This is a genomic window from Corallococcus sp. CA054B (assembly GCF_003611625.1).
GTDB lineage: Bacteria > Myxococcota > Myxococcia > Myxococcales > Myxococcaceae > Corallococcus > Corallococcus coralloides.
Genome location: NZ_RAVY01000023.1, coordinates 24,490 through 37,667, shown reverse-complemented (window position 1 = coordinate 37,667; position 13,178 = coordinate 24,490). Strand labels below are relative to the sequence as shown.

12 protein-coding genes are annotated in these 13,178 nt (G+C 71.0%); 4 read left to right on the top strand and 8 right to left on the bottom strand.

Going from position 1 to position 13,178, the window contains the following annotated elements; translation table 11 throughout:
- Positions 1-135: 135 nt before the first annotated feature.
- A complete protein-coding gene (locus D7V80_RS08620; RefSeq protein WP_120587697.1) occupies positions 136-696 on the bottom strand; it encodes a NifU family protein in 561 nt (186 codons plus the stop codon).
- Between the two features lie 140 nt (positions 697-836).
- Here D7V80_RS08620 and D7V80_RS08615 point away from each other — a divergent pair, with 140 nt between their 5' ends.
- The 4 genes from D7V80_RS08615 (at position 837) to clpA (ending at position 5,174) form a co-directional block, all read left to right on the top strand.
- The gene (locus tag D7V80_RS08615; RefSeq protein ID WP_120587696.1) at positions 837-1,277 is read left to right on the top strand and encodes a hypothetical protein; all 441 of its coding nucleotides are present in this window, start codon (positions 837-839) and stop codon (positions 1,275-1,277) included.
- 63 nt (positions 1,278-1,340) lie between these two features.
- A complete protein-coding gene (locus D7V80_RS08610; RefSeq protein ID WP_120587695.1) occupies positions 1,341-2,501 on the top strand; it encodes a GNAT family N-acetyltransferase in 1,161 nt (386 codons plus the stop codon).
- 60 nt (positions 2,502-2,561) lie between these two features.
- On the top strand, positions 2,562-2,888 hold the full coding sequence (locus D7V80_RS08605) for an ATP-dependent Clp protease adaptor ClpS (protein WP_014399347.1): 327 nt from the start codon (positions 2,562-2,564) through the stop codon (positions 2,886-2,888).
- Positions 2,889-2,891: 3 nt separating this feature from the next.
- Positions 2,892-5,174 (top strand): ATP-dependent Clp protease ATP-binding subunit ClpA, encoded by a 2,283-nt coding sequence (clpA, locus tag D7V80_RS08600; RefSeq protein ID WP_120587694.1) that lies wholly within the window; start codon positions 2,892-2,894, stop codon positions 5,172-5,174.
- Positions 5,175-5,246: 72 nt separating this feature from the next.
- Here the strand turns inward: clpA and D7V80_RS08595 are convergent, their stop codons facing one another.
- From D7V80_RS08595 to D7V80_RS08565, 7 genes are read right to left on the bottom strand one after another with little or no spacing between them, the layout of a single operon-like run.
- Positions 5,247-6,866 (bottom strand): methyl-accepting chemotaxis protein, encoded by a 1,620-nt coding sequence (locus tag D7V80_RS08595; protein ID WP_120587693.1) that lies wholly within the window; start codon positions 6,864-6,866, stop codon positions 5,247-5,249.
- Positions 6,867-6,909: 43 nt separating this feature from the next.
- Positions 6,910-7,977 (bottom strand): chemotaxis protein CheB, encoded by a 1,068-nt coding sequence (locus D7V80_RS08590; RefSeq protein WP_120587692.1) that lies wholly within the window; start codon positions 7,975-7,977, stop codon positions 6,910-6,912.
- Positions 7,974-10,151 (bottom strand): response regulator, encoded by a 2,178-nt coding sequence (locus tag D7V80_RS08585; RefSeq protein ID WP_120587691.1) that lies wholly within the window; start codon positions 10,149-10,151, stop codon positions 7,974-7,976. The genes D7V80_RS08590 and D7V80_RS08585 overlap by 4 nt, the downstream gene beginning before the upstream one ends.
- The gene (locus D7V80_RS08580) at positions 10,141-10,686 is read right to left on the bottom strand and encodes a chemotaxis protein CheW (protein ID WP_120587690.1); all 546 of its coding nucleotides are present in this window, start codon (positions 10,684-10,686) and stop codon (positions 10,141-10,143) included. The genes D7V80_RS08585 and D7V80_RS08580 overlap by 11 nt, the downstream gene beginning before the upstream one ends.
- Positions 10,683-11,915 carry a protein-glutamate O-methyltransferase CheR gene (locus tag D7V80_RS08575; RefSeq protein WP_120587689.1) on the bottom strand — a complete coding sequence of 411 codons (1,233 nt, stop codon included), beginning with the start codon at positions 11,913-11,915 and terminating at the stop codon, positions 10,683-10,685. Before D7V80_RS08575 ends, D7V80_RS08580 begins: the two co-directional genes overlap by 4 nt.
- Positions 11,912-12,778 carry a response regulator gene (locus D7V80_RS08570; protein ID WP_120587688.1) on the bottom strand — a complete coding sequence of 289 codons (867 nt, stop codon included), beginning with the start codon at positions 12,776-12,778 and terminating at the stop codon, positions 11,912-11,914. The genes D7V80_RS08575 and D7V80_RS08570 overlap by 4 nt, the downstream gene beginning before the upstream one ends.
- A gap of 5 nt (positions 12,779-12,783) precedes the next feature.
- Positions 12,784-13,161: a response regulator gene (locus D7V80_RS08565; protein WP_014399355.1), complete on the bottom strand. Its 378-nt coding sequence runs from the start codon at positions 13,159-13,161 to the stop codon at positions 12,784-12,786.
- Between the last annotated feature and the right edge of the window lie 17 nt (positions 13,162-13,178).

Here is a 13,178-nt window from a genome sequence, read left to right as displayed (position 1 = left end):
TGACCTGCTTGAGCTTGCGCAGCGCGTCCGCGTTGAGGTTCCCCTCGCGCGTGAGCAGGTGCAGCTCACGCAGGAGCGCGGGGGACTGGTCCGGCAGCAGCTCCTTGCGGACCTGCGGCGCCTTGACGTTGCGTCTCAGACGGACACCACTTCGGTGACCTCCGGGATCATCTCCCGGAGCCGGCCCTCGATGCCCATCTTCAGCGTCGCCGTGGACGACGGGCAGCCCGCGCACGAGCCCTTCATGTGCAGGTACACGATGCCGTCCTCGAAGCGGTCCAGCGTGATGTCACCGCCGTCCTGCGCCACGGCCGGGCGGATCTCCTCGTCCAGGATGACCTGGATGCGCTGCTCCACCGTGCCGTCCGCGGACGCCGTCTGGCGCGCCGCCGCGACCGCCGCCTCGTCCACCACCGGCAGCCCCTCCGACAGGTGCGTGTCCAGCGTGGACATCACGGAGTCGTTGAGCTCGTCCCACTCGCCCGCCTCGCCCTTCGTCACCGTGACGAAGTTCGTGCCGAGCATCACCGCCGTCACGCCCTGGATGTCCATGAGCCGGAGCGCCAGGGGCGACTTCGCCTGCGCGTCGTCCCGGTTGGTGAAGTTCACCGCGCCACCGCCCAGCAGCTTGCGGTCCACCACGTACTTCAGCGTGCTGGGGTTGGGGGTCCACTCGAGCTGGATGTTCACTGACATGCTGTTCTCCCTACGAAAGTCTGCTTCCTCTAAAGGGCGCCGGGCCCCATAGCAACCTGTCCGGCTGTCAGGCAAACGCCCCGCGCCGCCTGTTCACTCCGGATGGAGCCCGACCCGTCACCGATGTAAGACACGGCACCATGCCCTACCCGCCGCGCCTCGCCCACCTCGCCACCAAGGCCGTGGTGGTGGCCAAGCTGAGCCCCACCTACGCGGACGCCCACCGGGTGGACGCCGAGGAGGCCTCCCAGCGCCTCTCCGCCGCCCTCTCCGGGCGCCTGCTGACCTCCCTCCTGGAGGCCACCTGGACGCAGATGCTCGGGAGCACGAAACGTCTCAAGGAAGAAGGCCTCCTGGAAAAGGTGGCCGCCACCCTGGGCGACCGGCCCCAGCGGCCGGGCAAGGTCGCCACCGTGACGGCCGGGTGGAGCGCCTTCCTCATCCTGGTGGACCTGGAGGTGGGCACCGCCAGCGACGCCGCCCGCCGGGTCATGGAGTCCGACGAGGGCCGCAAGCGCGCCGCCGCGGGGATGACGGAGGTCGCCGGCTTCCTCGCCCAGGAGCTCACGCGCGGCAAATAGGACGTCCGGTCGGTCGTGGCGGCAGCCGCCACCCGCCGTTATAGGCTGGCGCTCGGCACGTCCATGTCCGCCCCGCTCCCCACCACGCTGCGCCTGCTCACGTCCATCACCGACGTTCCCGCGTCGGCCTGGGACGCGCTCGTGGGCCCGGAGTCGGTGCCCTTCCTGGAGTGGGGCTTCCTGGCCGCCTTGGAGGAGAGCGGCAGCGTGGTGCCCGAGCGCGGCTGGCACCCGCGCCACCTCACCCTGTGGCGGGGCTCACGCCTGGTCGCCGCCGCGCCCGCGTACCTGAAGGACGACAGCCACGGCGAGTTCGTCTTCGACGCCGCGTGGGCCACCACCGCCGAGCGCGCGGGCATCCGCTACTACCCCAAGCTCGTCCTGGGCGTGCCCTTCACGCCCGCCACCGGCCGCCGCGTGCTGGTGGCCCCTGGCGAGGATGCCCCGTCCCGCGAGGCGGAGCTGTACAGCGCCGCGCTGGAGTACGCGCGCGCGGAGGGGCTCTCCAGCGTCCACGTCCTCTTCCCCACCCCGGAGGAGCTGCCGGTGCTGGAGGCGCAGGGCTACGCGCTGCGCCTGGGCGTGCAGTACCTGTGGCGCAACGCGGACTACCGGACGTTCGAGGACTTCCTCGCCCGCTTCCGCTCCAAGCGGCGCCACCAGCTTCGGCGGGAGCGGCGTGAGATGGAGGACCAGGGCATCACCCTGCGCACGCTCCGGGGCGACGCGCTGGAGGAGGTGGACGCGGCCTGCGCCCACCAGCTCTACGTCTCCACGGTGGACCGCTACCCGTGGGGCGTGCGGTCGCTGACCGAGGACTTCTTCACCCGCCTGCTCGCCGGCTTCAAGCACCGGTGCGAGTTCGTGGAGGCCCGGCGGGAAGGCCGCAGGGTGGCGGGCGCGTTCAACTTCACCGGGCCGAGCACGCTGTACGGCCGTTATTGGGGTGCGTTCGAGGAACATCCATTCCTGCACTTCAACGTGTGCCTCTACCACCCGGTGGAGGACTGCATCGCCCGGGGCCGCGAGCGCTTCGAGCCCGGAGCAGGCGGCGAGCACAAGCTCATCCGGGGTTTCGAGCCGCACCTCACGTACAGTGCGCATCTGTTCCTTCACCCCGGCCTGGACCGGGCGGTGCGCGGCTTCCTGGCGCACGAGCGGGCAGCCGTCGAGAGCGGCCTGCCGCTGTGGTGGGCGGAGACGGGTTTCAAGGAGCGGGTCTGAAGCGTTTCACGCAGGCCCGCCAATGGTTCGCGAAGCGAAGGCAAGGGAGTCCGCAAGCCCATGGCTCAGAAGCACCAACACGATGACGGCCAGGTCGTCACGGAGGCCGTCCCCAAGCAGAAGCTGAAGAGGCCGACGCTCTACAAGGTCCTCCTGCACAACGACAACTACACCACGCGCGAGTTCGTCGTGGCCGTGCTCAAGGAGATCTTCCACAAGTCGGAGACGGATGCCGTGCAGATCATGATGCACGTTCATTACAACGGCATCGGAGTGGCGGGCGTTTATACCTACGACGTCGCCGAGACGAAGCTCAAGACAGTGGAGGCCGCGGCGCGGGACAACGGGTTCCCCCTGCGGCTGTCCATGGAACCCGAGGAAGGCTGAACCGTGGCAGGACCATCGATTGCCAAAGAATTGCAGGCCAGCTTCCGCACCGCGCTCGACGAGGCGCGGAAGATGCGTCACGAGTACCTGACCCTGGAGCACCTGCTCCTGGCCCTCACCCGTGAGTCGCGCACCCGCGAGGTGCTCAAGGGCTGCGGCGCGAACGTCAAGCGCCTGCAGGAGAACCTGACCTCCTTCCTGGAGGAGACGGTCGAGCGCCTGCCCGACGACGTGGACGCCGAGCCGCAGCAGACCATCGGCGTGGAGCGCGTGCTCCACCGCGCCGCCATGCACGCGCTGTCCGCGGAGCAGAAGTACATCGACGGGGGCGACGTGCTGGTCGCCATGTTCCGCGAAGAGGAGAGCCACGCGCTCTACCTCCTGCAGCAGGAGGGCGTGACCCGCCTGGACCTGCTCAACTTCATCTCCCACGGCGTCAGCAAGGACGGCGAGTCCGAGGGCGAGCCGCGCGCCACGCCCGCCGGGGACGACGAGGACGGCGAGTCCCAGAAGAAGAGCCCGCTGGAGGCCTACGCCGTCCAGCTCAACAACGAGGCCAAGGCGGGCCGCATCGACCCGCTCATCGGCCGCGACAAGGAGCTGGAGCGCACCATCCAGGTGCTCTGCCGCCGCCGCAAGAACAACCCGCTCTACGTGGGTGAGGCCGGCGTGGGCAAGACGGCCATCGCGGAGGGCCTGGCGCTCTACATCACCGAAGGCCGCGTGCCGGCCGCGCTCAAGGACGCGGTCGTCTACTCGCTGGACATGGGCGCGCTGCTCGCGGGCACCAAGTTCCGCGGCCAGTTCGAGGAGCGCCTCAAGGGCGTGCTCAAGGCGCTCCAGGAGCTGCCGGACGCCATCCTCTTCATCGACGAGATCCACACCATCGTCGGTGCCGGGGCCACGAGCGGCGGTTCCATGGACGCGTCCAACCTGCTCAAGCCGGCGCTGGCTTCGGGCCGGCTGCGCTGCATTGGCTCCACGACGTTCCAGGAGTTCAAGGCGTCGTTTGAACGCGACCGCGCGCTGTCCCGCCGCTTCCAGAAGATTGAGGTGGACGAACCCAGCGTGGAGGACACCGTCAAGGTGCTGGAGGGCCTGCGCAGCCGCTACGAGGAGCACCACCACGTGAAGTACGGCGAGGGTGCGCTCCAGGCGGCGGCGGAGCTGGCGGCCAAGCACATCAACGACCGGTTCCTGCCGGACAAGGCCATCGACGTCATCGACGAGGCCGGCGCCGCCGAGCGGCTCAAGCCGGAGGGCGTGCGCACGGGCATCGTCTCCGCGCACGACGTGGAGCAGGTCGTCTCCAAGATGGCCAAGATTCCGGCCAAGAGCGTGTCCGCGAGCGAAGGCGTCCAGATCCAGAACCTGGACAAGGAACTCAAGGGCGTCATCTACGGGCAGGACAAGGCCATTGAAGAGATGGTGGGCGCCATCAAGCTGTCGCGCTCCGGCCTGCGCGCGCCGGAGAAGCCCATTGGCAGCTTCCTCTTCTCCGGCCCCACGGGCGTGGGCAAGACGGAGCTGGCGAAGCAGCTGGCGCAGAGCCTGGGCGTGGAGTTCCTGCGCTTCGACATGAGCGAGTACTCCGAGAAGCACACGGTGAGCCGCCTCATCGGCGCGCCTCCGGGCTACGTGGGCTTCGACCAGGGCGGTCTGCTCACGGACGCCGTGCGCAAGCACCCGTACGCGGTGCTGGTGCTGGATGAAATCGAGAAGGCCCACCCGGACCTCTTCAACATCCTGCTCCAGGTGATGGACCACGCGACGCTCACGGACAACAACGGCCGCAAGGCGGACTTCCGCAACATCATCCTCATCCTGACCACCAACGCGGGTGCGCAGGAGATGAGCACCAAGGCCATGGGCTTCGGTGACCCCAGCGTGGTGGTGGACGGCTCGCGGGCGAAGAAGGCCATCGAGCGCACCTTCACGCCGGAGTTCCGCAACCGGCTGGACGGGTGGATTTTGTTCTCCGGCCTGCCCCCCGAGGTCATCCTCAAGGTCGTGGACAAGGAAGTGCGCCTGCTCCAGAAGGTGCTCGACGAGAAGAAGGTCAAGCTGGAGCTCACGCCCGCCGCCCGCGCGTGGCTGGCCGAGCACGGGTACGACCCGGCCTTCGGTGCGCGCCCCATGGCGCGGCTCGTGGACAACACCCTCAAGAAGCCGCTCGCGGAGGCGCTGCTGTTCGGCTCCCTCAAGAGCGGCGGCGTGGCCCGCTTCGACGTCGTGGACGACGCCGTGAAGCTCCAGGCGGAAGCCACCGAGGCCGTGCCGGCTTAAGCCGCCGCGAGGCCCTGAAGCATCCGAGGCCCCGGGCCCCCTTCACATGGGGACTCGGGGCCTTCGTGTTTCCTACTCCGGCTTGGACTCGACCTTGTACGCGCCCACGGCGCTGGAGAGCTGCTCGGAGATGATCTGCAGCGTGGTGGCCGCCTCACCGGTGGACCCGATGCGGGCCACGGTGTCGTCCATCATCTTGGACAGGTCATTCACCGCCAGGGTGATTTGATTGATGCCCACGTTCTGCTGATTCACCGCGGCGGCGATCTGCCGGACGGCGGCGGCGTTGTCCTGGACGATGGAGGACAGCTCGCGCAGGTTCTGCCCGCTGTCGCGCACCTGCGCCAGGCCCGCCTCCATCCGCTCCGCGCCGCGCTCCGTGATGCGCACCGCGGCGGTGACGGAGTTGGCGATGTCGTCCAGCAGCTCCCGCACCCGCGTGGTCGCCTGGATGGACTGGTCCGCCAGGGCGCGGATTTCGCGCGCCACCACGCTGAAGCCCTTGCCGTGCTCACCGGAGCGCACCGCTTCGATGGCCGCGTTGAGCGCGAGCATGTTGGACTGGTCCGCCAGGTCCTTCACCGTCTGGGTGATGCCGCCAATCTGGCGCGTGCGCTCCCCCAGCTCCAGGATCTTCTCCGCGATCTCTCCCACCTGCGCGCGGATGTCGTTGAGGCCCGCCATCGTCTGCTCGATGGAGGCCTCGCCCGCCCTGGCCAGGCTGTCCGCGCGCTCAGCGACGCTGAGCACGCTCTCCGCCTTCTGCGCGGCCAGCGTGGACGTCTGCTTGATCTCCTGCGCCGTCACCTGCGTCTCCTGGAGCGCGGCGGCCTGGCGGGAGATGGTCTGCGCCTGCTCGGTGGAGGACGCGTTGAGGTGGTCCGTGGACTGGGTGAGCGCGGTGGCGGCGTGCTGGAGGTTGACCGTCACCTCGCGCAGCTTGCCCACCATCTGCGAGAAGGAGTTGGACAGCTTCCCCACCTCGTCGTTGCCGCGCGTCTTGATGGGGCGGGTGAGGTCGCCGGACGAAACGATGTGGCCCGCCACGGACGTGAGCTCCGCCAGCGGCCGCACGATGCTCCGGCCGAACAGCGCCGCCAGCACCACGCCGCCCGACACCAAGAGGAGCGCGAACGCCAGCATCTCCCAGCGCAGCGCATTCACCCTCGCGTCGATGAACTCGCGCGCCATGCCCACGTGCACGGTGCCCAGCCGCCCCCTCTCCGCCACGGCCGCGGACACGTCCAGGGCGCGCAGCGTCCTGCCGCCGCGCAGGATGCGCACCTCCGGCACCACGCGCGTGCGGCCCTTGCCCACGCCGGGCTGCGCGTCGAGCGCGGCCTTCAGGTTCTCCGGGAAGGTGCCCTGGAACGAGTGCACCAGCACGAAGCCCGTGGGGTCCTGGATGAAGATGTAGGCCAGGTCCTCGCGCTCGCGGAACGTCTCCAGGAGCGGCTGGAGCGACCCCATGCCCGCGGACACGCCCTGCTCCGCCGCGATGGCCAGGCTCAGCGCCACGGCCTCGCCCTCGCTGGCGTGGCGCTCCTCCAGGTTGGACTCCAGCTGGCGGGTGGCGATGAGGGTGAGCAGCAGCGCCACGGAGGCGCTGATGACGGCCGTGACGAGCACGAACTTCGGCGCGAGCCCGAGCCCGCGCAGGAAGGAGACAGGGAGCGCGGCGGAGGGCTTCAAGGGAACACTCCCGGACGACTGCGGTTTGTTGCTGGGGAACGGCTCACCGAGGCCCACCCTCCGGGCCCCGGGTCGGACGGAACGACGGCCGCTGACAGCTCTGCAGGATGAGGTCCGCCACCAGCGCGAGCGGCGTGCCCCCGTCGGTGGCCTTCAGCTCCACGGCGGCGCGAGGCATGCCGTAGACGACGCTGGACGCCTCGTCCTGGGCCAGCGTGACGCCCCCGGCCTGGCGGATGGCCAGCAGGCCCCGCGCGCCGTCCTCGCCCATGCCGGTGAGCACGCCGCCGCCGCTGCGCCGGCCGTACGCCATGGCCAGCGAGCTCAGGAGCACGTCCCCGTTGGGACACGGACCGCCGTGGCTGCGCTGCAGGCGCGCCAGGCCCACGCTGTCCACCAGCAGGTCATGGCCATCCAGCGGGAAGTACACGCGGCCCGGCTCCAGCCGCTCGCCGTCGCGCGCCACGCCCACCTGGAGCTCGCACACCTGGGACAGCCAGCGCACCATCCCCTGCGTGAAGCCCACGGTGATGTGCTGCGCGACGAGCATGGGCACCGGCAGGTCGCGGGGCAGCTTGGACAGCACCTCCGCCAGCGCGGGCGGCCCGCCGGTGGAAGCGACCAGGCCGAACACGTCCACCCGCGTCCCGCTGGGCACGGGCGGCGGCGCCACGGCGCGCGGACGGCGGGAGATGACGGGCACCTCCGCCATCAGGCACACGGAGTGGGCCAGCTCCCGGCCCCAGCGGCGCAACTCCTCCGCGTTGGTGACGTTGGGCTTGCCAATGAGCTCCAGCGCTCCGGCGCTCATCGCCTGGAAGCCCAGGTCCACGCCGCGCTGCTCCGCCACCGCGCTCACCACCAGGATGCGCGCGGGGGCCTGGGACATGATGTGCCCGATGGCCGCCGGGCCATCCAGGCCGGGCAGCAAGAGGTCCATGGTGATGACGTCCGGGCGAAGCAGGCGCGCCAGCTGCACGGCGCGGTTGCCGTCCCCCGCCCGGCCCACCACTTCAATGCGCGGCTCCTCCGTGAGGAGCGCGGTGAGGGTGTTGGCCATGGTGGGCGAGTCATCCACCACGAGCACGCGAATGGGCTTTTTCGAGCTCACTCGCGGCTCCCCCTGCGGCTCATCACGTCCAGCACCTCCGCGAGCAGGCGGCCCGCGGCGCATTCGCGTTTGCTGAGGAAGCCGTCCGCGCCGGACGACAGGCCGCGCTCACGCGCCACGGCGCTGTCGTGCGCGGAGACCAGGATGACGGGCAGCGTGCGCGTGTCCTTGCGCTCGCGAAGCCGGGCAATGAGCTCGATGCCGTCCATCTCTTCCATGTCCAGGTCGCAGATGACGACGTCGTAGGTGTCCGCCTGCAGCCGCTCCAGCGCCCGCGCGCCGCTGGCCGCCAGGTGCACCTGGAAGCCGCCGGCCTCCAGCATCGCCCGGTGCAGCGCGCGCGCGGTGAGCGAGTCATCCACCACCAGCGCCCGCCGGCTCACCGCGGACACCGTCACCTTCTCCGAATCCGACACCACCCAGTCCGGCCGGAGGATGAGCAGCAGCTCGCCCCGGCTGAGCGTCGCCGCGCCCTGCCAGGCCGCGACCTCACGCACCTCCGACGGCAGCGGGCGGATGACCAGGTCCCGGTCCCCCACCACCGCGTCCACGCCCAGCGCCACGCGCTTGCCACCGCTCTGGACAATCAGCAGCGGCTGGCCCTCCGCGGGCGGAGACGACGCGCGCAAGCCCAGCCGCGCGCCCAGGTCGATGACCGGCAACAGCTGCCCCTGGTATTCCAGGTGCGTGCGGCGCTTGCCCACGCGCAGCATGTCCGGGCGCGCCAGCTGCGTGGACTCCACCGCCAGCATGGGCAGGCCCACGAACTGCTCCAGCGCGCGCACCATCAGGACCGGAGAGCTGCCCAGGTCCACCGGCAGGGTCAGGATGAAGCGCGTGCCCTGCCCGCGCGTGCTCGACACCTCGATGCGGCCCTGCAGCGACTCCACCGTGGCGCGCACCGCGTCCAGGCCCACGCCGCGCCCGGAGGTGTCCGTCACGTCCGTGCGGGTGCTGAAGCCCTCGCGGAAGATGAGCTCGCGCACCTGGTTGTCGTTGAGGCGCGCCACCTCCTCCGCGGTGACGAGCCCGCGCTTCTCCGCGGCCTTGCGCACCTGCGAAAGGTCGATGCCGCGCCCGTCGTCGCTCGCCTCCAGGTACAGGAGGTTGCCCTGCTGCTCCACGCGCAGCGTGAGCGCGCCCTCGTGGTGCTTGCCGGCCTTCTCGCGCTCGGCGGGCATCTCCAGGCCGTGGTCCACGGCGTTGCGCAGGATGTGCACGAGCGCGCCCTGGAGCTTCTCCAGGAGGCGCCGGTCCAGAGACACCTCCGCGCCCACCACCGACAGCCGCGCTTCCTTCCCCAGCTGGCGCGACAGGTCGCGCACCATGCGCTGCAGCGGATCCAGGATGGTGCGCGTGGGGCGCGTGGTGATGGCCTTGAGGCCCTCCTCCAGCGCGTCCACGACGTCGCTCGTCTCCTCGCCGTCGGTGCGCAGGGAGCGGCCCGTGCCGGACAACAGCGTGCGCGCCTCCGCGGTCTCCGCCAGCAAGCCCTGCTTCGCGAGCAGCGCGGACACCCGCTCCAGCTCCCGGCTGCGCTCCTCCACCCGCAGGCGCACCTCGCGCAGGCGCTCCACCTCGCGCATCAGCGACGTCACCTGGGTCGCGCTCACGCGCCACCCGGCGTCGGAGGACTCCCCCGCGGGCTCCAGCGCGGCGGGCGCTTCGGACGGGACAGGCGGGGGACTGACCGCCGCGGGCGGGGCGGCGGCCACGGTGGGCGGCACCTGCGCGAAGGCGCCCCCCGGCAGCACCGCGGCCGCTTCCGGCGGCGGCGCGTGGGCGACCAGCTGGGCCAGCGCGGCGGCGGGGTTCGGCAGGTCGTCCCCGCGCCCGTCCGCGTGCGCCTGGGCGCGCAGCATGAAGAGGTCCAGCCCGTGCAGCAGCACGTCCACCACCGGGCGCGGCATCTTCTGCGTGTGCGCCTTGAGCGGCGCCAGCGCGTCCTCCAGCTTGTGGGCGATGTCGCCCAGGTCCTGGAGCCCCAGCGACGCGGCGCTGCCCTTCAGCGTGTGCAGGTGCCGGCCCAGCCGGGTGTAGATCTTCGCGAGCGCGTCGTTCTCCAGCCCCTCGCGCTCCAGCTCCAGCAGGTCCATGGTGACCTTCTGGATGACCTCCTGGGCCTCCACGGCGAAGCCCGCCACCAGCGGCTGCAGCATCGGATCAACGGGCATGGCGCACTCCCCCGTCGGACCGGCCGAACAGGCGCATCGGGTCGATGAGGTGGATGAGCTGACGGTCCTGGGTGAAGACCTCCACCACCGGGCCCTCCGCACGGGCGCGCGCGGCCTCCACGGACGCGAGCGGCAACGTCGTGGGACGCGGAATCGCCTCGCAGTCGAGCGCGCACAGCTCGCCGTCGCCCCGGTCCACCACCAGCAGCACGGCCGGATCCTGCCGCCACCCGTGGCCGCCCAGGAGCGACGCCAGGCTCAGCGCGGACAGCACCTGGCCCTGGAAGCGCAGCACGCCAATCACGGCGGGCGCGGACAGCGGCACCGGCGTCACCATGCGCAAGGGCAGCGCGGCGCGCAGCGACTCCAGCGGCAGCGCGTAGCGCTCCTCGCCCAGCGGGAACTCGGCGATCCAATGGACCGCCTCCTCCACCGTGGACTCGCCCTGCTCGCGCAGGCGCGCGGCCCGGCGCGCGAGCAGGTCCCGCGTCTCCGACTCCAGGGTTTCGTCCACCACCAGCGGCGTCGCCTTCATTCCAGCGCCCCCAGATTCAGGTAGGCGTCAGCGGACGCCAGATAGAAGCGCGCGGGCAGCGCCTCCGGTCCATCCACCAGCGTGTCCGGTGGCAACTGCCCCGCCCGCGTGCGCAGCGCGCGCATCAGCGGGAAGGCCGCGTCCCGGGCGCCCGCGCGCTCGCGCAGGAGCGCCAGCTCCAGGAGGCCCGGCAGGTAGTCCGGCGCCTGCTTCACGAGCAGCTCCAGCACCGCCGTCGCTCCGGCCACGTTGCCCTCTTCAATCCGCTCCAGCGCCTGCAGGTGCATCCGCGCGGGTGAAGGCGGCGGAGACGGCGGCCGCGTGGGCGAGACCGGCATGGGCGCGGACAGCCGCCGGGGCGCGGGCGTCATGCGCGGCACGGGCACGGGCTGGGCCGTGGGCAGCTGCGCGAAGGTGCGCTCCTCCGGGCGGGGCTTGCGGAAGGCCTGCAGCTCCGGAGGCCCCTCGCGCGTGAGCCCCGGCGGCGCGCGGTCCACCTCCACCGTGCCCAGGAACAGCAGGCCCCCCGGCGCCAGCGCCCGCGCCAGGTGGACGATGGCCGCGTCGCGCGCGGACGGAGAGAAGTACGTGAGCACGTTGCGGCAGAGGATGAAGTCGAACTGCCCGAAGCGCTCCGGCAGCGGCGCCAGCAGGTTCGCCGGAGCAAAGCGCGTCACCTTCCGCACCTCCGGGAGGATGGACACCTGCCGCCCGTTGAGGAGCTCGTAGACGGGGTGCAGCGCGGGGGCGGACTCGCGCCGGGACCACGCGCCGTAGGTGCCGCGCCGCGCGGCCTCCAGGCTGGCCTCGTGCAGGTCCGTGCCCACCACCTCCACCGGCATCCCCGGGGGCGCGCACGCCAGCAGACACGCGGCAAGCGAATAGGCCTCCTCGCCGGTGGCGCACCCGGCGCTCCAGCCACGCAGGTGCATGGCGCCATGGCGCAGCGCGGTCGGGATGCCCTCCTGCGTGATGTAGCGGAAGTGCTCCGGCTGGCGGAAGAAGTACGTCTCCCCCACCAGGACCGCGCGCACCAGCGTGTAGGCCAGCGGCGAGCCCAGCTGCTGCAATTCGCTCAGGACCTCCGTGGACACGCGCCCCCGGGCCAGCTCCGCCCGCAGCACGCGCTCCACCGCCTCCTGGGCGATGGCGTCGTCCCGGAAGCCGGTGGTGTCCGCCACCACTTCCCGGGCACGGGCCAGAAGCCTCGGGTCAAGCCCCGCACTCATGCGCTCCGCTCTTCCTCCACCGGCGCGAGCAGCGCGGGCAGGTCACGCAAGAGTCCCCGCGCGATGAACACCTTCGGATCCAGGATGGGCAGCGCGCGGCCGCCCGTGCGCAGCATGCCCACGAGCCCTTCCTGCAACAGCCCGTGCTCGGCGCCGCCCACCTTCTCGCGCCGGTCGATGTCGCTCGCCTGGAACTCCTCGGGGTCCTTCACCGTGTCCACGGTGAGCGCCAGCGAAACGCCTTCCGTTTCGATGACCACCAGCATCCGCTCCGCGATGGCCACCTTGTGCTGCACGCCCAGCCGCAGCGCCACGTCCAGCACGCACACCGCCTTGCCGCGCAGCTCCACGTACTCGCGCAGGTACGACGGCCCCGCGGGCAACGGCCGCGTCAGCGGCTGAAGCAGGACCTCCTTCACGGAGTCCAGCGGCACGGCGAACTCGCGCTCGCCCACGCTGAGCCGCAGCACCAGCATGGCCCCGGAGCGCGAGCGCCGGCGCGCGTTCTCCAGCGCCTCGCCCACGCGCAAGAGCAGCTCGTCCGCGCGGAAGGGCTTGGCCAGGAACGCTTCCGCGCCGAAGCCCAGGCACGCCTCCGCGCGCTGCTTCTCCGAAGAGATGATGATGACCGGGATGTCCGCCGTGCCCGCGTCCGCCTTCATCCGCTGGAGCACCTCGTCCCCGTCCATCTCCGGCATGGACAGGTCCAGCAGCACCGCCGCCGGGTGCAGCCGCCCCACCTTGTCCAGCGCCTCACGACCGTTGCTGGCCGTGTGGATGGTGTAGTGCCCGGAGAGGATGGCCCGCTCCAGCGCCAGGATGGCGTCGCTGTCGTCCACCAGCAGCAGCGTCGGCAGGCTCACGGTCTTCAGCCCCCGCCCAGGAACTGACGCACTGTCTTGGTCAGCTCGTCATGCGACACGGGTTTCTGGATGAAGGCGTTGGCCCCCGCCGCCGAACCGCGCTGGCGCAGGTCCTCTCCCTTCTCCGCCGTCAACAGGATGACCGGCACCTTCTGCACCTGCGCTTGCGCGCTGGCGCGAACCTCCTTCACGAAGGTGATGCCATCCATGTTGGGCATGTTGATATCGGCGATCACCACGCTCACTGGAACCAACCGCAAGAGCTGTAGCGCGCGCTGCGCGTCCTCCGCCTCCACGATGCTGACCTTGAGGTTCATCAGGTAGATCTTGAGGATGTTGCGGACGGTCGGACTGTCGTCCACCAGCAAGACGTTGGTGCTCACTGTGCCACGGCTCCTCG